Origin of the sequence: Cnuibacter physcomitrellae, from assembly GCF_014640535.1 — a bacterium.
Taxonomy (GTDB): domain Bacteria; phylum Actinomycetota; class Actinomycetes; order Actinomycetales; family Microbacteriaceae; genus Cnuibacter; species Cnuibacter physcomitrellae.
This window is the reverse complement of the sequence record NZ_BMHD01000001.1, coordinates 1,214,185-1,236,836: the sequence shown is the minus strand read 5'-3', so window position 1 is coordinate 1,236,836 and position 22,652 is coordinate 1,214,185. Positions and strand designations below refer to the sequence as shown.

20 protein-coding genes are annotated in these 22,652 nt (G+C 71.9%); 10 read left to right on the top strand and 10 right to left on the bottom strand.

The genetic code is table 11. From position 1 onward, the window contains the following. Nucleotides 1-11 precede the first annotated feature (11 nt). Nucleotides 12-1,325, top strand: coding sequence for a glycosyltransferase family protein (locus tag IEX69_RS05770; RefSeq protein ID WP_085020127.1), 1,314 nt, complete (start codon nt 12-14; stop codon nt 1,323-1,325). Here the strand turns inward: IEX69_RS05770 and IEX69_RS05765 are convergent. The 4 genes from IEX69_RS05765 to IEX69_RS05750 are packed head-to-tail and all read right to left on the bottom strand — an operon-like array spanning nt 1,312 to nt 4,966. Then, nucleotides 1,312-2,859 carry a DUF2142 domain-containing protein gene (locus tag IEX69_RS05765; protein ID WP_085020126.1) on the bottom strand — a complete coding sequence of 516 codons (1,548 nt, stop codon included), beginning with the start codon at nt 2,857-2,859 and terminating at the stop codon, nt 1,312-1,314. The genes IEX69_RS05770 and IEX69_RS05765 overlap by 14 nt on opposite strands. Then, nucleotides 2,856-3,281: a DUF2304 domain-containing protein gene (locus tag IEX69_RS05760; RefSeq protein WP_085020125.1), complete on the bottom strand. Its 426-nt coding sequence runs from the start codon at nt 3,279-3,281 to the stop codon at nt 2,856-2,858. Before IEX69_RS05760 ends, IEX69_RS05765 begins: the two co-directional genes overlap by 4 nt. Next, on the bottom strand, nt 3,278-4,033 hold the full coding sequence (locus IEX69_RS05755) for a glycosyltransferase family 2 protein (RefSeq protein ID WP_085020124.1): 756 nt from the start codon (nt 4,031-4,033) through the stop codon (nt 3,278-3,280). Before IEX69_RS05755 ends, IEX69_RS05760 begins: the two co-directional genes overlap by 4 nt. 39 nt (nt 4,034-4,072) lie before the next feature. After that, on the bottom strand, nt 4,073-4,966 hold the full coding sequence (locus IEX69_RS05750) for a glycosyltransferase (RefSeq protein ID WP_174604468.1): 894 nt from the start codon (nt 4,964-4,966) through the stop codon (nt 4,073-4,075). Between the two features lie 63 nt (nt 4,967-5,029). Between IEX69_RS05750 and IEX69_RS05745 the strand changes: the two genes are divergently transcribed. Both IEX69_RS05745 and IEX69_RS05740 read left to right on the top strand, forming a co-directional pair. Beyond that, nucleotides 5,030-6,298, top strand: a complete 1,269-nt coding sequence (locus tag IEX69_RS05745; protein WP_174604467.1) for a polysaccharide biosynthesis protein — start codon at nt 5,030-5,032, stop codon at nt 6,296-6,298. Further along, the gene (locus tag IEX69_RS05740; RefSeq protein ID WP_085020123.1) at nt 6,295-7,077 is read left to right on the top strand and encodes a glycosyltransferase; all 783 of its coding nucleotides are present in this window, start codon (nt 6,295-6,297) and stop codon (nt 7,075-7,077) included. The genes IEX69_RS05745 and IEX69_RS05740 overlap by 4 nt, the downstream gene beginning before the upstream one ends. On the opposite strand, the gene IEX69_RS05735 is transcribed toward IEX69_RS05740, so the two are convergent. The 3 genes from IEX69_RS05735 to IEX69_RS05725 are packed head-to-tail and all read right to left on the bottom strand — an operon-like array spanning nt 7,043 to nt 10,307. Beyond that, the gene (locus tag IEX69_RS05735) at nt 7,043-7,912 is read right to left on the bottom strand and encodes a glycosyltransferase family 2 protein (protein WP_229756241.1); all 870 of its coding nucleotides are present in this window, start codon (nt 7,910-7,912) and stop codon (nt 7,043-7,045) included. The genes IEX69_RS05740 and IEX69_RS05735 overlap by 35 nt on opposite strands. Before the next feature lie 11 nt (nt 7,913-7,923). Beyond that, a complete protein-coding gene (locus IEX69_RS05730) occupies nt 7,924-9,084 on the bottom strand; it encodes a hypothetical protein (protein ID WP_085020121.1) in 1,161 nt (386 codons plus the stop codon). Between the two features lie 44 nt (nt 9,085-9,128). Further along, nucleotides 9,129-10,307, bottom strand: a complete 1,179-nt coding sequence (locus IEX69_RS05725; RefSeq protein ID WP_085020120.1) for an acyl-CoA dehydrogenase family protein — start codon at nt 10,305-10,307, stop codon at nt 9,129-9,131. 172 nt (nt 10,308-10,479) lie between these two features. On the opposite strand from IEX69_RS05725, the gene manA reads away from it, so the two are divergent. Beyond that, nucleotides 10,480-11,730 carry a mannose-6-phosphate isomerase, class I gene (gene manA / locus IEX69_RS05720; RefSeq protein ID WP_085020119.1) on the top strand — a complete coding sequence of 417 codons (1,251 nt, stop codon included), beginning with the start codon at nt 10,480-10,482 and terminating at the stop codon, nt 11,728-11,730. A 38-nt stretch (nt 11,731-11,768) separates the two neighbouring features. On the opposite strand, the gene IEX69_RS05715 is transcribed toward manA, so the two are convergent. After that, nucleotides 11,769-12,722 (bottom strand): GlxA family transcriptional regulator, encoded by a 954-nt coding sequence (locus IEX69_RS05715; RefSeq protein WP_085020118.1) that lies wholly within the window; start codon nt 12,720-12,722, stop codon nt 11,769-11,771. A 183-nt stretch (nt 12,723-12,905) separates the two neighbouring features. Here IEX69_RS05715 and IEX69_RS05710 point away from each other — a divergent pair, with 183 nt between their 5' ends. The 3 genes from IEX69_RS05710 (at nt 12,906) to IEX69_RS05700 (ending at nt 18,332) form a co-directional block, all read left to right on the top strand. Next, nucleotides 12,906-13,229, top strand: a complete 324-nt coding sequence (locus IEX69_RS05710; protein ID WP_085020117.1) for a WhiB family transcriptional regulator — start codon at nt 12,906-12,908, stop codon at nt 13,227-13,229. 137 nt (nt 13,230-13,366) lie between these two features. Beyond that, on the top strand, nt 13,367-16,906 hold the full coding sequence (locus IEX69_RS05705) for a glycosyltransferase family 2 protein (RefSeq protein WP_085020116.1): 3,540 nt from the start codon (nt 13,367-13,369) through the stop codon (nt 16,904-16,906). Beyond that, nucleotides 16,896-18,332 (top strand): DUF5719 family protein, encoded by a 1,437-nt coding sequence (locus IEX69_RS05700; protein ID WP_157127210.1) that lies wholly within the window; start codon nt 16,896-16,898, stop codon nt 18,330-18,332. Before IEX69_RS05705 ends, IEX69_RS05700 begins: the two co-directional genes overlap by 11 nt. A 43-nt stretch (nt 18,333-18,375) precedes the next feature. Here IEX69_RS05700 and IEX69_RS05695 read toward each other — a convergent pair whose 3' ends face one another. After that, a complete protein-coding gene (locus IEX69_RS05695) occupies nt 18,376-18,816 on the bottom strand; it encodes a metallopeptidase family protein (RefSeq protein WP_085020114.1) in 441 nt (146 codons plus the stop codon). 83 nt (nt 18,817-18,899) lie between these two features. Here IEX69_RS05695 and IEX69_RS05690 point away from each other — a divergent pair, with 83 nt between their 5' ends. Continuing rightward, the gene (locus tag IEX69_RS05690; protein ID WP_085021501.1) at nt 18,900-19,103 is read left to right on the top strand and encodes a DUF3499 family protein; all 204 of its coding nucleotides are present in this window, start codon (nt 18,900-18,902) and stop codon (nt 19,101-19,103) included. Between the two features lie 60 nt (nt 19,104-19,163). Then, complete coding sequence (ahcY, locus tag IEX69_RS05685; protein WP_085020113.1) at nt 19,164-20,645, top strand: adenosylhomocysteinase; 1,482 nt, start codon at nt 19,164-19,166, stop codon at nt 20,643-20,645. An 82-nt stretch (nt 20,646-20,727) separates the two neighbouring features. Here the strand turns inward: ahcY and IEX69_RS05680 are convergent, their stop codons facing one another. After that, a complete protein-coding gene (locus tag IEX69_RS05680; protein WP_085020112.1) occupies nt 20,728-21,639 on the bottom strand; it encodes an RDD family protein in 912 nt (303 codons plus the stop codon). A gap of 17 nt (nt 21,640-21,656) precedes the next feature. Between IEX69_RS05680 and IEX69_RS05675 the strand changes: the two genes are divergently transcribed. Next, nucleotides 21,657-22,652, top strand: coding sequence for a stage II sporulation protein M (locus IEX69_RS05675; protein ID WP_085020111.1), 996 nt, complete (start codon nt 21,657-21,659; stop codon nt 22,650-22,652).

Sequence of the window (22,652 nt, the reverse complement as noted above, 5' to 3'; positions counted from 1 at the left end):
GGTCGCGCGCTGTGATCCGTGCTCTCCTCGCCCGCCTCGGGTCGTGGCGGGTGCTTCCCGCCGTCGTGCTCTCGCTGGCCAGCGTCGCCCTGGTCGCCGTCCAGGCGCCCCAGCACTCCGCGCTCTCGCTCTACGACGAGTACGTGTACTACGACTACCTGGTGAAGGTCCCCACCCAGGGGCTCGTGGTCACGGGGGAGCGCACGGGCCCCGAGGCCCGGAGCGCCATCCTCTGCCGGGGCGTGGTGAACATCACCGATCCCAAGTCGAACTGCGAGTCGTACGACATCACGGACGACAAGTACTTCCCCTACGGCGGGCGCACGGGCGCCGACATCTACACGCCGCTCTACTTCGCCGTCACCTGGGTCGCGGCGCAGCCCTTCACCTGGTTCGGGATCGGTCTGCTCGATGCCGGAAGGCTCGTGGGCATGCTGTGGCTCGCCGGGGGAGTGCTGGTGCTGTACGCGCTGCTCCGCCGGCTCGGGGTGGGGCGGCTCCTCGCGACGGGCCTCGGACTGGGCGTGGTGGCCACCCCGTCGGCGTACTGGGCCACGACCTACCTGAGCACCGACGCGCCGGCGATCCTGGTCTCGGCGGGCGCCTTCCTCCTCGGCGTCGCGGTGATGCGTCGCGAGCGCTCGCCCTGGTGGCTGCTGCCGTTCACGGTGATCGCCGTCGCCCTCAAGGTCCAGTTCATCTTCCCGGTGCTGGCGGTCGGGCTGGCGATCATCGTCATGCGCATCCTCGCGTGGCGTCGCGACCGCGACCCCGGCCTCGTCCGCTCCCTCCTCGGCGATCGCGCCGTGGTCGCCGTCGTGGTGAGCGTGGTGGCGGGGGTGATCGCCCAGGCCGTCTGGCTGGTCGTCCGGACCGTCCTGGCCAAGCCGAGCGTCGACGGGGGCTACCTGGAGGCGGAGAAGCTCAACCCGGTCAGCCTGGTGCAGAACGTCTTCCTCTTCGTCAGCAACGTCGGACTCGACCAGACCAACGTCGGCGCGATCGGGACCTTCTTCGGGTACCTGCTCACCATGGCCACGGCCACCTTCCTCGTGGTCATGATCACGCGTCTGGTGAAGGGGTCGGACGAGGAGACGTCACTGGCCTGGGGGCTCGGCGTCATCGGGCTCCTGATGGGCCCGGCGCTGCTGTTCCTGGTCTGGATGTCCTCGCGGACGATCATCGAGCTCCCGCTCCGCTACGGCATCGTCCTCCTGCCGGGGTTCGTCGCCGGCGTCGGGATGCTGGTCAGCCGTCTCCGCTGGGCGGGTCCGGCGACGGCGGTGCTCGGCGTGGCCGCCGTGCTGACGTCTATCGCCTCGTGAGCTCGTCGTCCGACGACCGCACGACGGAGACGGCGAGGCCCGCGGTGGCCACGGTGAAAAGCGTCAGCAGCACGACGGGGCCCAGCGGGGGCGCCCATCCGGGGCTGCCCAGCATCTCGCCCCAGGATCCGAGGTAGCCGACGGTGTTGCGACGCATCGCGGTCGCGAACGCCCACACGCTGCACGCGGTCCAGATCGCCGCGAACGCCCACACGACGATCGTCGTCGCCCGGCCCGACCTGCGCCCGGCGAGGAAGCGCGGCGACGTCGCGATGACGGCGGCCGCACCGACGATCAGGCACATCAGCAGGACGAGGCTGTAGCGACCCTGCCAGATGTACCCGCCCCGGGTGATGTAGAGCGCCTGCACGAAGGGCGGCAGGAAGAAGAAGGCCGCGGCCAGCACGGCCGCGAAGACCAACCGTCTTCCACGCACCCAGATCAGGACGCCGACGGCCAGCAGTCCGATCATCGCGTAGAACGCGATGTACACCAGCGGGTTGAAGATCGTGTCGAGCCAGCCGAGCACGCCGATCATCTGCCGGATCTGCGTGTAGAAGTCGCCGATGCTCTGGAGGAAGCCCTGGAGGAACGGCGTCCCCACGCCCTTGGCGGGCGGCGCGACATCGGGCCCGGTCGTCGGCGCGGTGCCGAGCGAGTTGCTGGTCAGGGTCCACCACACACTCAGCAGCGTGGCGGCCACGATCACCGCGGCGGCGACGATGACGGCGCGGCGTCGGAGGAGGGCGAGGAGGTCCCGCCACCCGAGCAGCAGCAGCGGGGCCAGCAGCAGCACGGCCATCCAGAGCGGTGAGATCGAACGGGCGTGGACGACGAGCGCCGTGGCGACGGCGACGACCGTCACCCGTCCTCTCAGCCGGGACTCGTCGGGCGAGAGGACGATCGAGAGGAGGGCGGTGAATGCCGCCAGGGCCCCGGTGAACTCGAGGGCGTTCGGGTTGACGGACGCCATGATGAAGACGGCCATCGGGGTGAGGGCGACGAGCACCGCGGTGGCGGGCAGCCGCCCGCGCCGCCAGCCGCCGACGAGGTGGATCGACAGCGCGACGAGGAACGAGCACAGGATGCCGCTCACGATGCGCATGGCGTAGAGGCCCGACTCGTCCTGAAACAGCAGACTCGGCCATCCGACGAGGGCGTAGTAGACGGGGTCGTACAGGCTCGCGGAGGAGTAGCTCGACACCATGGCGGCCGGATCGCCGGAGAACTGCGGGATGCAGTCCACGGGCTGGGTGGCGAAGAAGGCGTAGCAGGTCTGCTCGTACTCGAAGGCGACCCAGGCCGGGACCTGGAGCACGCCGCCCTTCTCGATCATCGCCGACGGCGTCAGCTCGCCGCGGGCCACCGAGGCGGCCTTGACCATGTGGGCGGGCTCGTCGGGAGAGCCGCCCGGGGGCGTGGCCAGCGCCCAGATGCTCGTCACGACGGCGAGCAGGAGCCAGGGCAGCAGCAGGGACCGCCAGAGAGGACGTCGGCGGGGGACCGTGACGTCGGGACCGGTGGTCGCCGTCATTCGCGCCGCTGCTCCTGTCTGCCCTGCTCCGGGACGTCGCGGGGGCTCTCCTGGCGGCTCCGGTACGACTCGAGTGCGTCCTCCAGCCGCTTCACACGGAGCTCCTGGAGGGCGGCCGCCTCCGTCAGCGTGCGCACCTGGCCCTCGAGCTTGGTGAGCTCACCGCTGTGCTGGATCGAGACCAGGAACAGCACGGCGATGCTGAGGAAGAAGGCGAGGTTGATCGGGACGGTGACGCCGAGGAGGCTCGCCGCCCGGTCGAGCAGGCCCGGGAACACCGCGAAGACGAGCGCCACGAGGCCGGCCAGCAGCCACCACACGGCGTGCCGCTCTCGGAGGTGGTGCCGTCGGAGGGACTCGATCACCACGGCGAGGGTGAACAGGGCGGCCACGATGCCGACGATGTAGATGGTGATGCTCATGCGGGGGCGTTCACGCTCGGTTCTGCGACGGTCGCGGACAGCGGGAGCCGCGGGCGGATCAGCGCGACGAAGAGCGCCATGCCCGCCCTGCCGAGGTACACGGCGGCCTTGTACGGGTTGTGCGACGGCACGCCACCGGCACGGGGACGCATGGCCACGGGCACCTGGGCGATGCTGAGGCCCGCGCGCTGGGCGATGACGAGGGACTCGATGGTGTCGCCGAGGTACTCCGACGGGTAGTGCACCGCGAACAGCCGCACCGCCCGGGGGCCGCTGGCGCGGAAGCCCGAGGTGGTGTCGGTGAGCCTCGTCTTCGCGATGCGGCTGAGGACGGCGGACAGCACCACCATCGCCCAGTGCCGCGGCCCGCTGACCCGGTAGTCGCCGACGCCGGCGAAGCGTGCTCCCATGACGACGTCGTGGGTCTCGAGAGCGGAGACGAGCTCGGGGATCGAGCGGGGGTCGTGCTGCCCGTCGGAGTCGACCTGGATGACCGTGTCGTATCCGTACTGCAGGGCGTACTTGAAGCCGGCGCGCATCGCTCCGCCCACGCCAAGGTTGATCGGCAGGCGGAGCACGGTGGCCCCCGCCTCCGCCGCACGACGACTGGTGGCGTCGCTCGAGCCGTCGTCGACCACGAGGACCCCGACGCCCGGGACGGTGGCGAACACCTCGCGCACGACGTCGGCGACGGCCTCCTCCTCGTTGTACGCAGGCATCACCACGAGGATTCTCGAGGGGGAGTGCGACATGCCCGCCATCCTACCGGGGGCGCCTGGAGGCCCCGGGAGTCAGGCCGCTGTGGCGACCCGCTCGACCTCCACGGGCATCCGCCCCGTGCGGCCGCGCCAGCCGTCGCGGATGCCCGCGACGATCATCCGCAGGCGGCGACCGCGGTCGGGCACGAGGACCAGGGCGATCACGAAGTGGCGCAGGTCCGCCGCGGTCTGCTGGAGCGCCCACGCCCGGCGCCCGCGGCCGTGCATCCGGTTCATGAGGATGCGATTGCGCGCGAGGTAGTAGTAGCGGAACGTGGCCGCGTGCGTGACGTGGAGCTCGCGTCCCAGCGCGCGCACGACGTGCCGGCGGCCCAGGGCGTGGCCGAGCTCGGCGAGCGGATCGAGCACCACCTCGAACCCGTGGTCGCGGACACGCAGCCAGAGGTCGGTGTCGACGCAGTCGATGAAGAGCGCCTCGGCGAAGGGGCCGACGGCCTCGAGCACGGCGACGGGGATGAGGAGGCCGGACTGGATCGGCTCGGAGCCGAGGACGAACCCGTCGCGCACCCCGGCCTCCAGCGCGGGGAGCCCCTCCACCCGGCGCGGCGCGACCAGGCCGACCCGGATCCCGGCGGCCGTCGCCGCCTGCGCGGTCGCGACGAGGGAGGCGACGTAGTCGGGCGCGACCGTGGAGTCCTGGTCGAAGGTGAGGACCCACCGCGCGTCGACGTGGGCCCGCGCCGTCCTGATCCCGGTGTTCAGCGCCGCCGCGATGCCCCGGTTCTCGTCGTGCGTCACGACGATCGCTCCGGCCTCCGCCGCGTCGTCGAACGGGGCCGTCGCGCCCGAACCGTCGTCGACGACGACGACGGCCTCCACCTGAGGCCGCAGGGCGGCGACGAGGGAGGCGAGAGAGTCGCCGTCGGGACGGTAGGCCGTGATGACGGCGACGGATCCGGGCTGCACGGCCCCATTATGCTTGGAGCCCATGAGCGCCACGACTCCGCACTGCCGGGGACCGGCCGTCTGATGACGGGCCAGGCTCAGACGATCAGCCGCCGCTCCTTCCTGGGGGTGGGCGCGGCCTCCGGCATCTCCGCGGGTGTCGGCTTCGTCGTGCTGCTCCTCGTCCCGCACATCCTCGACCCCGCCGACACGGCGCTCTTCATCGCGTTCTGGTCGTTCCTGTTCGCCTGGTTCGGCATCCTCGGCGGGCTGTCCGCCGAGTCCACGAGGGCCGTCCACGCGAGCGACCGGATGCCGGCCGACGGCAGACGACCGCGCATCCTGCCGGTCGGCCTCGCGCTCGGGGTCGCCGTGGGAGTGCTGCTCTGGGTCACGAGCCTGTGGTGGGGCGCCCTGGTCTTCGATGCGGCCCACGCCTGGCTCGCCGTCCCGCTCAGCTGCTCGGTCGCGCTGTTCTCGGGCCACGCCGTGATCGTCGGCGTGCTGGGCGGCCGGATCCAGTGGCCGACCTTCGCGCGACTGGTCACCGCCGAGTCCCTGCTCCGGCTCGTGCTGGTCGTCGTCGCCGCCCTCGTCGCCGCCGTGCTCGGCGGCCTCGCCGTCGCGGTGAGCGTCTCGAGCGTGACGTGGCTGATCGGTCTGGCGTTCTCGCCCACGCTCCGCGCCGCCGCCCGCGCCCGCAGCGACGGATCGGCCGGTGCGCTGCTGCGCCGCTTCGGGCACGCCTGCGTCGCCTCGGGCTCCAGCGCGATCCTCGTGGTCGGCTTCCCCGTCATCCTGAAGCTCACCTCGAGCGAGGCGGCGTACGCGGCCGCGGCGCCCCTCCTCCTCGCGATCACCTTCACGCGCGCCCCGCTGCTCATCCCGCTGAACGCGTACCAGGGTGTCGCGATCGCCCACTTCCTGAACAACCGCGCCGCGGGCTTCCGCGCGATGCTGCCGATCGGAGGGCTCATCGCGGCCGTGGCCGTGGTGGGCGGGGTGATCGCCTACTTCGCGGGACCGCCGCTCCTCGTGTGGTGGTACGGGCCCGACTACTCGCTGGAGGCCTGGGTCGTCGGGGCCCTGGTCCTCGCGGCCGGCCTGCTCGCGCTGGTCACGGTCACCGGTGCGCTCTGCCTCGCGCTCGACCGCCACTCCGCGTACTCCGCGGGATGGATCACCGCCACCGTCGTGGCGATCCTCGTGCTCCTGCTCCCGCTCGGGGTCGACGCCCGCGCCGTCCTGGCCCTCGCGGTCGGCCCGCTCGCCGGACTCGCGGTGCATGCGGTGGCGATCAGACGGGCTGCGCGCGAGCCGCTGCCGACCACGACCGAGGAGGAGCCGGCATGACCGACGGGATCAGGGCCAGCGTCTGCATGGCCACCTACCGCGGCGCCGCCTACGTGGCGGAGCAGATCGAGTCGATCGTCGCACAGCTGGGCCCGGACGACGAGCTCGTCATCGTCGACGACTGCTCCCCGGACGACACCCGTGCGGTCATCGTGGAGACCGTGGCGCGCCTCGGCGAGTCGCGCGTGCTCCTCACGAGCACCGACCGGAACGTCGGCTACGTGCGAGCGTTCGAGACGGCCATCCGCCGCGCTCGCGGGCGCTACGTCTTCCTCTCGGACCAGGACGACGTCTGGACCCCGGGCCGGCACGAGGCGATGATCGCCGGACTCTCCGACTCGCTCGTCGTGGCGGCGAACCACAGCATCCTGGGGCGGAACGGGGCCCGCCTCTGGTACCCGCCCCTCACGGCACGCCAGTCGGGGAGGTGGTGGGCGAACCTCTTCGCCGTGATGATCGGATACCGCCCCTACTTCGGATGCGCGATGGGCTTCCGGCGCGAGGCGATCGACGCGGGCATCCTGCCCATCCCGTCCTACCTCCACGAGTCGCACGACGTCTGGATCGCCATCGTCGGGAACGTGTGGCGGAGCATCCGTCATCTCGAGGACGTCGTCGTCGAGCGCCGCCTCCACGACTCCAACCAGACGCCGCTCGGCATCCGAGGGCTGGGCACGATCCTGCGGGCCCGAGCCGTGTTCGCGCGACTCATCGTCGAGGCCGCGCGCCGTCGGCGGGCGAGGGTCAGCGCGCGACGACGTGGTGCAGCAGGGTCCTGACCCCGGCGGAGTCGCGCGCTCGGAGGGCTGACGGCAGCTCGCTCGCGGCGTTCAAGCGCGACGTGAGGTGGAGGCGCGCGGCACGCGCGGCGCGGCGCCATCCGCGGGCACGCATCCGGTCGGCCATCTCGTGGAACAGGGCGCGCTCCTCGAGGAACTTCGCGCCGTCGGGCCCGCGGAGCGCCGAGACGCTCGCGCGATGCCGTCGGTAGGAGAACACCACCTCGTCGTCCAGCACCAGGTCGCCGCCGGCCAGCAGGATCTCGAGGATGAGCGCAAGGTCCTCGACGACCTCGAACTCCTCCCGGAAGTCGAATCGGCGCAGCTCGTCGGCACGCCAGACGAGGGCGGGGAAGTAGAGCCAGTTGCCGCGGAGGAGGCTCGCGGCGAGGTCCTCGCCCCCGAGCACCCGCGGTCCGGACCCGCGCGGGCGCAGGAGGGCCTTGATGCGGTCGGCCATCGGGGTGTGCTCGGCGCCCTCGGCGTCGATGACGTCGACGCCGGGCTGGAGGATGGCGGCGTCGGGGAACCGCTCGGCGAGCTCGGCCACGCGCGCGACGTAGCCCGGGTGCATCCGGTCGTCGCTGCCGAGGATGACGGCGCGCTCGTGCTCGACCAGGCGTACGCACTCGCGGAAGTTCCCGGTGACCCCGAGGTTCCGGGCGTTGCGCCGGTACTCCACCCGAGGGTCCTCGATCGCGCGCACCCACTCGCCCGGGGCTTCGTCCGGGTAGCGGTCGTCGACCACCACCAGGCGCCAGTCCGGGTCGGTCTGGGCGAGCACGCTCTCGACCGCCACGCGGAGGTGATCCGCCCTGCCGTAGAACGGCATCATGACGTCGAGCGTCATCGGACGGCGACCGCGGAGGCAGAGGCGACGAAGGACCGGCGCGGCACACCCAGGTCGAGGCCGACGCGGTGGTTGTCGAGCTTCGAGTGCACCGCGAGGGCGACGAGCAGCATCCAGCCGCCGGTCACGATCATGACGTCGTTCCAGACGCTCACGGTGACCAGCGCCGTGGAGACGAGAGCCGGATACAGGGTCATTGGCACGTGCTCGCCGGGCACGCCGCGGGAGTCGAGCGGCCGGTCGACGGCGAACCACCAGAGCCGGTAGAACAGGCCGGCGATCAGGGCGGCGAGCAGCAGCACTCCGACGATCCCCGCGTGCTGCTGGACGTCGGCCCACGCACCGGCGGACTGTGCCGACCAGGCGAGGGCGAGCACGACGCCGAGCTTCACCGCCCCCATGGCGACCAGGAGCACGACGCGGGCGACCGGGCCGAGGCGGCGGGCGAGCACCATCACGCCGAGCATGAGGGCGCACACGCCGGTGGCCGTGAGCACCGGCAGGTCGCGCGTGAGGACGATCGTCGCTGCGCCGAGCACGACCCAGATCACGGCGGATGCGGTCGGCCGCAGGGACTGCGCCCACTGGATGCCGACCGTGATCACCAGCAGGAGCGCGATGAACCCGAGCGCGGCGGAGGAGCCGACGAGCCCCTGCACATGGCCGTAGCGGAACAGGTCGCCGTACGTCCACACCGGCTCGCCCTCGCGGGGCACCAGGGGGTGGACGGGCTGCCGCACGAACACCGCGACGACCAGCTCGAACAGCAGCGAGAACCCGATGAGGAGGGAGAACGCCCTGGTGAGCGCGGAGAGCAGGACCGGCCAGGTCAGCCCGGCAGCGAGGAACAGACCGACCACGAGACCGGCCAGCTGGGCGAACGCCACGAGGGCGTCCTCGCCCGGACGCAGCGTGAACGGGATCATGACCACCAGGACGAGCACGTACAGCAGCAGCGTCTTCGGCAGCCGCGACAGCGGGAGGTTCCGCCACAGCCTGGTCCGGGTGAGGTGGACCACCGTGACCGCGACCAGCACGCCGGCCAGGCAGAGGTAGCCCCAGACGCCGAGCAGATCGCGCCAGAGACCCGCGCCGAAGCCGACCAGGAGGGCGGCGACGGCGAGCCCACGGCCGCTTACGTCGATCGGATAGCGCACCCAGGGATCCTATCGACGCCGGCGCGGCTCCGCCGCGGCACGGATCACACGAACGCGGCCGACCCGGTGAGCGCGCGCCCGACGATGAGGGTGTTCATCTCACGCGTGCCCTCGTAGGAGTAGAGCGCCTCCGCATCCGCGAAGTGCCTCGCCACGTCGTACTCGAGCACGATGCCGTTGCCGCCGAGGACCTCGCGGGCGTGCGAGACGGTCTCGCGCATCCGGGCCGTGGTGTACGCCTTCGCGAGGGCCGAGTGCTCGTCGCGCTGGGTGCCGGCGTCGAGCATCTGCGACACCCGCACCACCATCCCGAGGCTCGCGGTGATGTTGCCCATGCAGGTCACGAGGTGGTCCTGGACCAGCTGGTGGGAGGCGATGGGCTTCCCGAACTGGACGCGCTCGCGGGCGTAGCGGAGAGCAGCCTCGTAGGCGCCGATGGAGTTGCCGACCGCGGCCCAGGCGACCTCGGCGCGGGTGAGGCGCAGCACCTTCGCGGTGTCGCGGAACGAGTTCGCGTTCTGCAGGCGGTTCGCCTCGGGCACCCGGACGTCCTCGAGGGTGATGTCGGCGTTCTGCACGATGCGGAGGCTCTGCTTGCCCTCGATCTTCGTCGCCGTGAAGCCGGGGGTGGCGCGGGGGACGATGAAGCCCTTCACCTGGCCGTCCTCCGCGGACTTGGCCCAGATCACGGTGATGTCGCCGAACGTGGCGTTGCCGATCCAGCGCTTGGAGCCGTTCAGCACCCACTCGTCGCCGTCGCGGGTCGCGACCGTCCTGAGGCCCTGCGCGGAGTCGGAGCCCGAGTCGGGCTCGGTGAGCCCGAACGAGCCCACCACGTCGCCCGCGGCCATCTTCGGCAGCCACTCCCGGCGCTGCTCCTGCGAGCCCGCCACGCTGATCGAGCCCATGGCGAGGCCGTTCTGCACGCCGACCAGCGTCGCGATCGACGCGTCGACGCGGGCGAGCTCGAGGGCGACGAACCCGCGGAAGACCGCCGAGTTCTCGAACGGGCGGGTCTCCTCCCAGGCGAAGCTGTAGACGTCCTGGGCGGCGAGGCCCTTCACGGTCTCGTGGGGGAAGGTGGCGGCCTCCCAGTGCCCGTTGACGATCGGCTTCACCTCCGTCTCGAGGTAGTCGCGGAGCGAGGCGAGAGCCTCCTTCTCGCGATCGGTGAGGAGGTCGGCGTATCCGTAGAAGTCGCTGGCGAGGGGCTCGAACGTCATCGGTGATGCTCCAGTGCGGGTGAGGCGGGGGGGTGTTCGACGGGGAGCCTAACGGCGCTGTCAGGATGAGCGACGAGCGGTTGGTACTTTGGTCTAAAGACCCGTGTCGACGCCTCCGACGGATTGTAGGCAGGTGCCAACCGGTGAGACGTCCTACGGGAGGAACGAGACAGTGTTCGTCGAGATCACCAACACGCCGCGCGACTACGCCTGGGGGTCGGAGACCGCCATCCCCGATCTGCTCGGCTCCCCCCGGACCGGCGATCCGCAGGCCGAGCTCTGGCTCGGGACGCATCCGTCCAATCCGAGCCGGGTCGTGCATCCGGATGCGGTCGGCGGAGCCGCCGACCTCGCGGAGCTGCTGCGCCGCGAGGGTCAGCCGCCGCTGCCCTTCCTGCTCAAGGTGCTGGCCGCCGAGCGGCCGCTGTCGCTGCAGGCGCACCCGACCCCCGAGCGCGCCCGCGAGGGCTTCGAGCGCGAGAACGCGGCCGGCGTGCCGATCGACGCGCCCCACCGCAACTACCGCGACGCCTCGCACAAGCCCGAGATCATCGTGGCCCTGAGCCCGACCTTCGACGCGCTCTGCGGCTTCCGCCCGGTCGAGGAGGTGCGCGACATCGTGAACCTCTTCGTCACCATCGACAGCGCGCGCTCGGCGCCGAGCTGGGACGTGCTCGGCAGGCTGGTGCACTACCTCGAGGACTCGCAGGCGATCGGCCGACCCGATGCGGAGGTGCTGCAGAGGGCATTCGAGTGGCTCGTCGCGGGCGGTCCCGAGGTCGAGGAGCTCGTCTCCCTCGTGGTCCTGCTGGCGGAGATGGCCCTCCACCCGGCTCACGCCCACATGACCGAGCCCTACACGAAGGCGGTCGAGACCGTCGTGCGCCTCGGTGAGGAGTACCCGGGTGACCCGGGCATCGTCGTCTCCCTGCTGCTGAACCGCGTCACCCTGACAGCCGGTCAGTCGCTCTTCCTGCCAGCGGGGAACATCCACGCCTACCTGTCGGGGCTCGGCATCGAGGTGATGGCCTCCTCCGACAACGTGCTGCGCGGGGGGCTCACCCCGAAGCACGTCGACGTCGCCGAGCTGCTCGAGGTGCTCGAGTTCGGCGTGCTGCCCGTGCCGTACCTCGAGCCGGCCCACCCGGCGCCGGGCCTCAGCGTCTTCGCGCCGCCGGTGCCCGACTTCGAGCTGGTGCGCGCCGACCTCGACGGGGAGGCGGGGCCGTCGTCGGCCGAGTACGAGCCCGCGGGCGGCGCCATCGTGCTCTGCACGTCCGGCGCGGCCTCGATCGCCGGCGCCCACGGCTCGATCACGCTCGTGCGCGGTCAGGCCGCGTACGTGTCGGCCGACGAGGGCAGTCTCACCCTCGCCGGGACGGCGACCCTCTTCCTGGCCGCCCCCTCTCGCACGGCGGGCTGATCCGCGAAAGGCCGAGCGACCCCGCGTGGTCGCGCGGCCTAGGCCGACTGGACGCAGAAGGTGCGACGGTAGGCGGCGGGGGTGGTGGCCAGCGTCCTGGCGAAGTGGTGGCGCATGACCGCCGCCGTCCCGAAGCCGCTCTCCGCCGCGACCGCGTCGAGCGGGAGGTCGCTCTGCTCGAGCAGCTCCTGCGCCCGGAGCAGGCGCTGCCGGTTCAGCCACGCGCCCGGGGTCGCACCCAGCTCCGCCTTGAACCGGCGCGCGAAGGTCCGGGGCGACATGATCGCCCGCTTGGCGAGCTGGTCGACGGTCAGGTCCTGGTCGAGGTTCTTCAGCATCCAGTCGGTCACCGCGGCGAACGAGTCGGTCTGCTGGGCGGGGATCGGGTTGGCGATGTACTGCGACTGGCCGCCGTCGCGCTGGGGCGGTACGACCATGCGCCGGGCGACGACGTTGGCCGACGCCGCTCCGAGCTCCTTGCGGATGAGGTGGAGGCACGCGTCGATGCCCGCCGCGGTCCCGGCGCTGGTCACGACGTTCCCGTCCTCGACGAAGAGCACGTCGGGATCGACCTCGATCGTCGGGAACTCCGTCGCCAGCCGGGCCGCGTGCATCCAGTGGGTGGTCGCCCGACGGCCGTCGAGGAGCCCCGCCTTCGCCAGGGTGAAGGCGCCGCTGCACACGCTCAGCACCCAGGCGCCGCGCTCGACCGCGTCACGCAGCACGTCCACGACCTGGGGATGCACGTCGTCGTCGATCCGGTGCGCGGGCACGGCGATCAGGTCGGCGGCGTACGCGCTCTCGAGCCCGGCCTGGATCATCATGTCGTAGCCCAGGCTGGTCGGCACGGGCCCCGGCTCCGCGGTGACGATGGAGAAGTCGAAGCTCGGGCCGCCCATCTCGCTGCGGTCGATCCCGAACGCCTCGCACACCACCCCGAACTCGAACGGAGCGACACCGGGGACGGCGAGGAGGGCGACACGACGCAGCATGACGGCAGGATATCGACGTCCGTCGCCTCTTCGCCACCGCGACCGCGACACGAACCGTGTCGGACCCTCGAGGATCGGTTGAGGGTTTAGCATCTGCGACTTGACGCATTCGAACTACATCGGTGTAATTAGTTAAAGGGGTTCTCCGGCAGGTCGCAGCGAATTCAGAAGGGTGGCCGTGATATGGCAATGTCCGAGTATCGCGCAGGCGTCCCCGACGACTGGTTCGTCGATCCGGTCAACCTCGGTGTCCCGGGTGTCCGCAAGGTCGCTGCCGACGACGATGACGCCCTCGCCTGGCAGGCCGATTCGCTCTGCGCGCAGACCGATCCCGAGGCCTTCTTCCCCGAGAAGGGCGGCTCCACCCGCGACGCGAAGCGCATCTGCGCCTCCTGCGAGGTGAAGGCGCAGTGCCTCGACTACGCGCTCGCGAACGACGAGCGGTTCGGCATCTGGGGCGGGCTCTCCGAGCGCGAGCGTCGCAAGCTCCGCAAGCGCGCGGGCTGATCCGCGCCCCGCGGGCGATCCGCGCTCGATCCGCGCTCCATCCTGGGATGCCGGGTCTCATAGAGGGCTCACATAAGCGGCGGCACGCCGCAGATGAGGCGATCCGCGTCGATCGTCCCGCATAGCATCGACGCGATATGCACGCTCGAGTCACAGCCGTTCTCGTCGCCTCGAATGGCGGCGAGCACCTTCCGCGCACCCTCGAGGCGCTCGCGGCTCAGACCCGGCGCCCCGACACCATCATCGTGGTCGACTGCGCCTCCACCGACGACACCCAGTCGCTGCTGGCGAAGTCGAAGCCCGACCACTTCATCCAGGCCTCCGGCCGGCTGTCGTTCGGCACGGCGATCGACCACGCGCTCGGCGTGGTCGCGCCGCCCGAGCACCAGGACGAGTGGCTCTGGCTCCTCGCCCACGACACCGCTCCCGAACCCGATGCCCTGGCGGCGCTGCTCGCCGCCGTCGAGGTCAACCCCTCCGTCGCGGCGGCGGGCCCGAAGCAGATGGAGTGGGACGACACGGCCTACCTGGCCGCGTTCGGCGAGACCGTCACGCGCTTCGGCGCGAGCGTGCAGCTGACGGAGATCGAGCTCGATCAGGCGCAGCACGATCGGATGAGCGACGTGCTCGGCATGGGGGCGGCGGGCCTGCTGGTGCGCCACCGCGTCTGGAACGAGCTCGGCGGCTTCGACCCCGCGCTCCCGACGGCCGACAACGCGCTCGACTTCTCCATCCGTGTCCGGCTCGCCGGGCACCGGGTGCTCGCCGTGCCGGCGGCGCGCGTCGCGACCGACGGCGACGGCCTCTCCGGGCCCGGCCGCTCGCAGAAGGGGTCCGCCCGGCGGCGCCGCCAGGCTGCCGCTCGCGCCGCTCAGCTCCACCGCCGACTCGTCTACGCACCCGGGGCGGCCGTGGCCCTGCTCTGGCTGTCGCTGGTGCCCCTCGCGGTCGTCCGCGCGCTGTTCCAACTCGTGCGCAAGCAGCCCGGAGCGGTGGGAGGCGAGTTCTCCGCCGCCTTCCGGACGGCGTTCGGATCGCACATCGGCGAGGCGCGTCGCAGGCTGAAGGCCGCGAAGCGGGTCGGCTGGAGCGCGATCGCTCCGCTCCGCATGCCCGGCGACGAGGTGCGGAGACGGCGTTCGCTGCAGCGCGAGATCGCCCTCACCTACCTCCGCGGCGATCGTGACCGCATCCAGTTCATCGCCAGCGGCGGGCTGGCGACCGTACTCGTCATGGCGCTGGTCGGGTTCGTGCTGTTCATCCCGCTCTTCGGCGCCGCAGCGCTCCTGGGTGGCGGCGCCCTGCCGCTGTCGTCGGATGCGGGCAGCCTGTGGGCGCAGATCGGCGTCGGCTTCCGCGACATCGGGCTCGGGTTCACCGGCGCCGCGGACCCGTTCGCCGCCGTGCTCGCGGTCCTCGGCTCGATCACGTTCTGGTCGCCCAGCTTCGTGCTGGTCTGCCTGTACCTCGTCACGCTGCCCCTCGCCGCCCTCGCGGCCTGGTTCTGCGCCGCAGCGCTGACCGACCGGCCGCTGGCCCGCACGACCGCGGCCGTGCTCTGGGCGATCGCGCCGCCGCTGCTCTCCGGGCTCGACGCGGGCATGATCGGCCCGGTCATCGCCCACCTCCTCCTGCCGTGGCTGGTCCTCGCGGCTCTGTCGGCGCCGCGTTCCTGGTCGGCATCGGGCATGGCGGCGATCCTCTTCGCCGCGGTCGCCGCCGCGGCGCCGTCGCTCTGGCCTGCTCTCCTGGTCATGTGGGTCGCCGCGACCATCGCGAGCAGGCGCGACGTGGCTCGGCTCATCGGCATCCCCATCCCCGCCCTCGTGCTCTTCGCCCCGCTGGCGTACGACCAGTGGATGCGCGGGACCCCGCTGGCCCTGCTGGCCGACCCCGGCGTGCCGGTCTGGCGCGATCCGGCCGGCGCCGTCGACCTCCTCCTCGGTCTGCCCCAGCGCGGGCTCTCGGGCTGGGTCGACCTCGCTGGACAGGTGGGCATCTCGTCGACGCTCGTCGGGATCATCGCCGTCGTCCTCATCGTGCCGCTCGCGCTGACCGCGCTCGTCGCCCTCTTCCTCCCGCGCAGCTACGCGGCGCTCGCGTCGATCGGGATCGCGATCCTCGGGCTCGGCACCGCGCTCCTGGCCGGACAGCTCCAGCTGGCCACCAGCGGCAGCCACTCCGTGGCGATCTGGTCCGGTTCGGGGCTCAGCCTCTACTGGCTCGGCATGGTGGGCGCAGCCGTGCTCGCCCTGCATTCCCTCCGCTCCTTCGCCGCCGTCCCCGCCGTGATCGGGTCCGTCGCGATCGGCGTCCTCGTCCTGCCGCTCGGACTGGGCGTGCTCCTCGGCACGGCCGAGGTGGTGCCCGGCAGCGGTCGGCAGATGCCCGCCTTCGTCGTCGCGGAGGCCATCGCCAACCCCCGGGTGGGCACCCTCGTCCTCTCCCCGCAGGCGGACGGCGGCCTCGCCGCCTCGGTCGTCCACGGTGCCGGGCCGACGCTCGACCAGCAGTCGACGCTCGCCTCCACGTCCGCGCTCTCCGGCGCGGGATCGGACACGCTCGACGAGCTGGTCGGCAACGCCGCGTCGATCAGCGGATCCGACGTCTCGGGCGAGCTGAACGCGCTCGGCATCGCGTTCGTGCTGCTGCAGCCGGTCAGCGCTGCCGAGTCGAGCACCGAGGCGGCGGCGACCGTCGCCCGCACCTCGAACGCCCTCGGAAGCAACCCCTCGCTGACCCTCGTGGGCGACACCTCGGTCGGCGGGCTCTGGCAGGTGGGGTCGGCCCAGCCGTTGCCGAGCCTGCCCGCTCCGGTGCCGAGCAACGTCGGCACCCCGCTCGGCATCCTGGTGCTGGTGGTGCAGGGCGCCGTCTTCCTCATTGCCCTGCTGCTCGCCCTGCCCGCGGGACGCCTGCAGGTGCAGGGCGGACGCGCCGTGAGCTCGACCGCGCACGTCGCGGCGGCGCACTCGACGGCGGAGGCCATCGCGGAGGACAAGACCAGCGAGTACGACGACGACGAGGTCGCCGGCGACGAGCCCGAGATGCTCGACGAGGTCCGGGCCGACGAGGAGACCCCGGTGCGCGAGGTACCGGTGGGCACCATCGTGGGGGGATCCGGCTTCGTGCCGGTCGAGCCCCCGGCGCCCACGGCGCCCGCCACGACGGGTGCGGCCGCGGCGTCGACTGCCGCGGCTCCGGCCGGCCCGGTCATCCTCGTCGAGGACGAACGGCCCGCACCGGACTCGGTAGTCGAGGTCCCCTCCGAGTCGGGTCCCGCTGCCGAGGAGGTCGACGTGGTCGTCCTCGCGGACCCGGGGAGCGCGGAGGACGCCGTCGTGGCGCCTGCCCCCGGTCCGGCCGACGCCCGCGGTGCCGACGGCGGGGTCTCCGATGCCAGGATCTCGGACGCTCGGGTCTCGGATGCCGAGAGCGCTGACGCCGACTCCGACTCGGCCGCGTCCGACGCCGCCGGTTCCGACGCTTCAGCGTCGCCCGTCGCGCAGCCCGTCGCTCCGACGCCCGACCTCGAGGAGCCGGCCGCGGCCGACGACGCTTCCCCGGCGGGGGCGACGGATCCCGGTTACGACCCCGACGACGAGACGGTGCTGAGCGTGCGCGACGCGATCGCCCGCCACGACGCCCAGCGACGAGGAGACGACGATGCCCGCTGATCGCAGGATGGTGGCGAGAGGGGCGCGCATCGCGGCAGGGGTCGTGGGTGTGGTGGCGGTGGCCGCGTCAATCGGAGTCGCCTTCTTCGTCCCGTTGCCGAGCGTCACCGCCGAGCCTCGTTCCACGGTGGTCGATCCGACGCCCGCGGCGGAGGTGCGAGCGTGCCCCGGTGGTCTCGTCCGGCTGTCCGACGACTCCGGCCAGGACGCCACGGCCATCTCGTCGATCGGGGCGCCCACGGTGACGGACTACGTGAACGTCTCGCCCGACCCGCTCACCACGGAGCAGCTGGCCTCCCCGGACGACCGCGCCGGTCGCGCCGACGCCGCACCCGTGCGGGTGGCGCTGCCGGCCGGGGCTCAGGACGGCGACACGCTCTTCGGCGCGGGCCAGGCGCAGGTGGCCGGCACCCCCGAGATCTCCGGTCTCGCGGTGGCGTCCTGCACGCAGCCGACGTCCGACACGTGGCTCGTCGCCGGTGCGACCACCACCGGCCGCACGAGCTTCGTCATCCTGGCGAACCCTCAGGACGTGGCGGCGAAGGCCGACATCGCGATCTTCGACGAGAAGGGTCAGGTCGAGGCTCCCGGTGCTCGCGGCATCGACATCCCCGCGCGCAGCACGCGCATCCTCTCGCTGGCCGGGCTCGCGCCCGACGCGACCTCGCCCGTCCTGCACGTGACGACGACCGTCGGAGCGGTGACCGCTGCCGTGCAGCAGAGCGTCGTGCGCGGACTGGAGCCCGGGGGAGTGGAGCTGGCGGGTCCCTCCGCGCCCCCCTCGACCGAGGCGACCGTCCCCGGCATCGAGATCACCTCGTCGGCCGCGATCTCGGGGCGCCTGGCCGACGCGGACGAGGGCGACCTCCAGAGCATCCTGCGCCTCTACCTGCCCGGCACGGAGCCCGCCGCGGTCCGCATCCACATCCAGGGCGAGACCGAGGGCAGTGCCTCGACCGACTACCAGGTCGGGCTCACACCCGGGGTCGTCACCGACTTCCCGCTGCAGGACGTGCCTGACGGCACGTACACGGTGACGCTCGAGTCCGATCATCCGGTCGTGACGGCGGCACGCACCTCGCGGGTCGACGGCAGCAGCCCCGATCTGGCCTGGTTCCCCTCCGTCCAGGCGCAGGCGGAGTCGTTCGTCGCCGCCGTCCCCGCCGCGGCGGCCTCGCGCATCCACCTGTACAACCCCGGCGACTCGGAGCTGTCGGTGACGGTGACGGGCTCGGCCGCGCCCGCGTCGGTCACCATCCCCGCGCACTCCACGCGCTTCATCTACCTCGACTCCGGTCAGGGCTACAGGGTCGAGTCGAACGGCCCCGTCGCGGCGTCGCTGTCCTTCGTCGGCGACGGCAGGCTCGCCGGGATGGGCCTGATGCCTCCGGACGCCGCGTCGCCGCCGGTCCTCGTCTACGGCTGACGTCCGCGGCGGAGCTCGCGCTCAGAGGCCGTGGGCTCCGCGCTCAGAGGTGGGTGAAGCCCTCGGGCGCGACGTCCCAGGGATCCTTGCCGAGCATCTCCGCGACCGCACGGAAGACGCACGCCTCGATGGCCATCCTCCGATGCGACTCGTCGTCGCGGTGGAGGTTCGACATCCGCTGGATGGGCAGACGGAAGAGGATCACGCGGTCGTCGCCGACGGCCCAGCGGTCGACGTGGTCGGGCGACCCGAAGCGACCGAACGGCATCGGCGCGACCTCGAACGAGGTCGTGGCGAGCTCGTTGGGGAAGACGCTCCGCAGGTACTCCGCGGTATCGGCGACGACGAGGTCGAAGAAGTCGAGGCGGGAGCGCAGCGGAGGCAGGAAGGGGCCGGTGGCGGAGGACCTCAGGTCACGGCCGTGCCTCGATCGGGACCTCCGGCTGGCCGCGGATGCTCGGCTCGTCCGTCGTGCTCGGGGCATGCGCCCAGTCTAGGAGACGGCGTCCGGCGACACGTCGGCGAGCCGCCGATCCAGCGGCCAGGGAGACGACTATCGTGAACACGATGATCATCAGGGAGTGCTCGCGACCCTCGTGCCGCGGCGAGGCTGTGACGACGCTCACCTACGACTACCGCGACTCCCTCGTCGTGGTCGGTCCACTCAGCCCGACGCCCGAGCCCCACAGCTACGACCTCTGCGCCGTGCACACCGATCGGCTCTCGGCCCCGCAGGGGTGGCAGATCGTCCGGTACGTCGTCGCCGACTGAGTCGTCCCGCAGCACCCGTGCTGCAAGGCCTCTCCCATCTCCGCATGGGATGATGAGGCAATGAGCATTGTGTCGACCGACGTCCGTCCTGCCTACAAGGTCGCCGACCTCGCGCTGGCCGAGGCCGGCCGTCATCAGATCCGCCTGGCGGAGAACGAGATGCCCGGACTGATGGCCCTCCGCGAGGAGTACGGCCCGCTCCAGCCGCTGGCCGGCGCGCGCATCACGGGTTCGCTGCACATGACGGTGCAGACCGCGGTGCTCATCGAGACGCTCGTCGCGCTCGGCGCGCGGGTGCGGTGGGCCAGCTGCAACATCTTCTCCACGCAGGACGAGGCCGCCGCCGCCATCGTCGTCGGCGCCCACGGCACCCCGGACGCGCCGGCCGGCGTGCCGGTCTACGCCTGGAAGGGCGAGACGCTCGACGAGTACTGGTGGTGCACCGACCGCGCCTTCGACTGGTCCGCCGAGGCCGAGGCGACCGGGGCCGACTGGGTCGGCCCGAACATGATCCTCGACGACGGCGGCGACGCCACCCTCCTCGTGCACAAGGGGCGCGAGTTCGAGGCGGCGGGAGCAGTCCCGGACGACCAGCCCGGCGACAGCGAGGAGTACCGCATCATCCTCGCCACCCTCCGTCGTACCCTCGCCGAGACGCCGACGCGGTGGACCACGGTCGCCGAGGAGGTGCAGGGGGTCACCGAGGAGACGACGACCGGAGTGCACCGCCTCTACGAGCTCTTCGCTCGCGGCGAGCTGCTCTTCCCCGCCATCAACGTGAACGACTCCGTCACCAAGTCGAAGTTCGACAACAAGTACGGCATCCGCCACTCGCTGCCCGACGGCATCAACCGGGCCACCGACGTGCTCATCGGCGGGAAGGTCGCGTTCGTCGCCGGCTACGGTGACGTGGGCAAGGGCGCCGCGGAGGCCCTGCGCGGCCAGGGCGCGCGTGTCATCGTCTCCGAGGTCGACCCGATCTGCGCCCTCCAGGCGGCCATGGACGGCTACCAGGTCGCCCGGCTGGAGTCGGTCGCCGACGAGGTCGACATCGTGATCACCTGCACCGGCGACGTCGACGTCATCACGGTCGACGACATCCTGAGCCTCAAGCACCTCGCCATCATCGGCAACGTCGGCCACTTCGACAACGAGATCGACATGGCCGGCCTCGCCGCCCTCCCCGGCGTCGAGAAGGTCGAGATCAAGCCGCAGGTGCACGAGTGGCGGCTCCCGACCGGGCGCAGCGTGCTCGTGCTGTCGGAGGGGCGCCTGATGAACCTCGGCAACGCGACGGGTCACCCCAGCTTCGTGATGAGCAACTCGTTCACCAACCAGGTGCTCGCCCAGATCGAGCTCTACACGCGTCCCGAGGCCTACCCGGTGGGCGTCTACGTCCTGCCCAAGGCGCTCGACGAGAAGGTCGCTCGTCTCCACCTCGACGCGCTGGGCGTCGAGCTGACGACCCTCCGCCCGGAGCAGGCCGCCTACATCAACGTCCCGGTCGAGGGCCCGTACAAGCCCGACCACTACCGGTACTGACCCCGCCGCCCGAGAAGGGGTCCTTCCGCACCCGCGGGCGGGCCCCTTCTCGCCTTTCGGCGGGGTTGGGAGGGCGTGCTCGTCAGCGGTCGGGGAAGCCGTGGGGGAGGCTGCGCAGGGCGGGCTGGAGGCGCTCCAGGCGGCGGCGCTCGCCGAGCAGGGCGGCGTAGTCGCGGTCGCGGCGCATCACCGCCACCCCCACCAGGAAGACGAACGGGTCGACGTCCGGGAGCGGGGACACGAATCGCGACGCCTCCGCCGCGAGCTCGAACGACAGGCGGGCGCGGATGCGCGGATCGGTGCGCGGGGCCGACGCCAGGTGCGCGGCGATCCTCCGGGAGAGGCGGTCGGGCAGCTTCGCCACATCCGCGATCTGCGCCCACGCGAAGAGCTCAGGCGGCATCGCGTAGCCGTGCGGCACGGGATGCGGCACCCGTTCGTGCTGGCTGTACGTCCCGGCGATCAGGTCACCGAGCCGCTTCGACCTCCGGTTGAGGAGAGACACGATGAACGCGATGGATCCGAAGCTGACGAAGATCTCCACGTAGCCCAGGAGGCCGCGGATGATGGCGTGCCGGAGTCCGGCGGCCCCGCCGTCGTCGCGCACGATCCTCGACCCGACCGCGAGTCGACCGAGCGACCGGCCTCTCGTCAGCACCTCCACCACGATCGGTGCGACGACCCAGAAGAACACGGTCGTCGCGGTGACGAGCGCGGTCGCGAGCGCCTGGTCGATGGGGAGGGCGGGCAGGAGCTGCCCGTACCAGGTGAGGACGGCGATCAACGGGAGGGTGAACACCAGCCAGTCGATCGCTCCGCCGGCGCTGCGCAGGAGGAACCCGGTGGGCCTCACGTCCAGGGCGACGGCCTCCCCGGTCAGCAGCTCGTCGTCTCCGACGCCCACGACGGCGGCGGCCCCGGACGCCCCCGCGACAGGGGCGCCGGCGGAGCTCGCGCCCGTCCGGCCCGGGTCCGAGACAGGCGGTCGGCTCATGGATATCATCTAATCAGATGGACCTCGACGCCTACACAGCGGCTCACTCCGAGGAGTGGGCTCGCCTCGACGAGCTGGGACGCAAGCGCGCCTTCACCGGCCAGGAGGCCGACGAGCTCATCGAGCGCTATCAGTCCGGCGCGACCCAGCTCTCGGCGCTGAAGACGGTCGCCGGCTCCACGGCGCAGGGCGATCGACTGTCGGTGTCGCTGTCCCGCGCCAGGTTGCGCTTCACCGGCGCCAGCGCGAACGTGCTGCGGGCCGTCCCCGCCTTCTTCGCCCTGCAGCTCCCGGCAGCCCTGTACCGCATCCGCTGGCTCACGCTGGCGATGGCGCTGGCCACCGTGCTGATCGCCACGCTCTGGGCGCTCTGGATCGGCGGCGATCCCGCGGTCATGGCCAACCTCGGCGACGACGAGCAGCTCAAGAAGCTCGCCAACGAGGACTTCGTCGACTACTACAGCGAGAACCCCGCGGCGAGCTTCACCGGGCAGGTCTGGACCAACAACGCCTGGATCGCGGCGCAGTGCCTCGCCTTCGGGATCCTCGGGGTCTGGGTGCCGCTCGTCATCCTCCAGAACGCGCAGAACCTCGGCATCAACGCCGCCGTGCTGTTCGAGTACGGCCACGGCGACACGTTCTTCCTCTACATCCTCCCGCACGGGCTGCTCGAGCTCACCGCGATCTTCGTCGCGGCCGCCGCGGGCACACGGTTGTTCTGGGCCTGGATCGCGCCGGGGGCCCGCACTCGCGGCCAGGCGCTCGCCGAGGACGGCCGGGCGCTCTTCACCATCGCCCTGGGGCTCGTGATCGTGCTCTTCGTCTCGGGCGTCATCGAGGGCTTCGTCACGCCGTCGCCGCTGCCCTGGCCGGTGAAGATCGGGATCGGCGTGGTCGCGCTGGGCGCGTTCCTCTTCTACATGCTCTTCGTCGGCGGGCGGGCCTACCGGGCCGGGCAGACCGGCGACCTCGAGGAGTTCGAGGCCGGAGCCCGGACGCTCACGGCGGCCTGA

Coding starts and splice junctions, on each gene's coding strand:
- IEX69_RS05725 (WP_085020120.1), bottom strand. CDS start 10,307: ATGACGTTCGAGCCCCTCGCCAGCGACTTCTACGGATACGCCGACCTC.
- IEX69_RS05755 (WP_085020124.1), bottom strand. CDS start 4,033: ATGTCGCACTCCCCCTCGAGAATCCTCGTGGTGATGCCTGCGTACAAC.
- IEX69_RS05705 (WP_085020116.1), top strand. CDS start 13,367: ATGCACGCTCGAGTCACAGCCGTTCTCGTCGCCTCGAATGGCGGCGAG.
- IEX69_RS05690 (WP_085021501.1), top strand. CDS start 18,900: ATGATCATCAGGGAGTGCTCGCGACCCTCGTGCCGCGGCGAGGCTGTG.
- IEX69_RS05710 (WP_085020117.1), top strand. CDS start 12,906: ATGGCAATGTCCGAGTATCGCGCAGGCGTCCCCGACGACTGGTTCGTC.
- IEX69_RS05760 (WP_085020125.1), bottom strand. CDS start 3,281: ATGAGCATCACCATCTACATCGTCGGCATCGTGGCCGCCCTGTTCACC.
- IEX69_RS05695 (WP_085020114.1), bottom strand. CDS start 18,816: ATGCCCCGAGCACGACGGACGAGCCGAGCATCCGCGGCCAGCCGGAGG.
- IEX69_RS05745 (WP_174604467.1), top strand. CDS start 5,030: ATGACGGGCCAGGCTCAGACGATCAGCCGCCGCTCCTTCCTGGGGGTG.
- IEX69_RS05735 (WP_229756241.1), bottom strand. CDS start 7,912: ATGATGCCGTTCTACGGCAGGGCGGATCACCTCCGCGTGGCGGTCGAG.
- IEX69_RS05680 (WP_085020112.1), bottom strand. CDS start 21,639: ATGAGCCGACCGCCTGTCTCGGACCCGGGCCGGACGGGCGCGAGCTCC.
- IEX69_RS05675 (WP_085020111.1), top strand. CDS start 21,657: ATGGACCTCGACGCCTACACAGCGGCTCACTCCGAGGAGTGGGCTCGC.
- IEX69_RS05740 (WP_085020123.1), top strand. CDS start 6,295: ATGACCGACGGGATCAGGGCCAGCGTCTGCATGGCCACCTACCGCGGC.
- IEX69_RS05765 (WP_085020126.1), bottom strand. CDS start 2,859: ATGACGGCGACCACCGGTCCCGACGTCACGGTCCCCCGCCGACGTCCT.
- IEX69_RS05700 (WP_157127210.1), top strand. CDS start 16,896: ATGCCCGCTGATCGCAGGATGGTGGCGAGAGGGGCGCGCATCGCGGCA.
- IEX69_RS05715 (WP_085020118.1), bottom strand. CDS start 12,722: ATGCTGCGTCGTGTCGCCCTCCTCGCCGTCCCCGGTGTCGCTCCGTTC.
- ahcY (WP_085020113.1), top strand. CDS start 19,164: ATGAGCATTGTGTCGACCGACGTCCGTCCTGCCTACAAGGTCGCCGAC.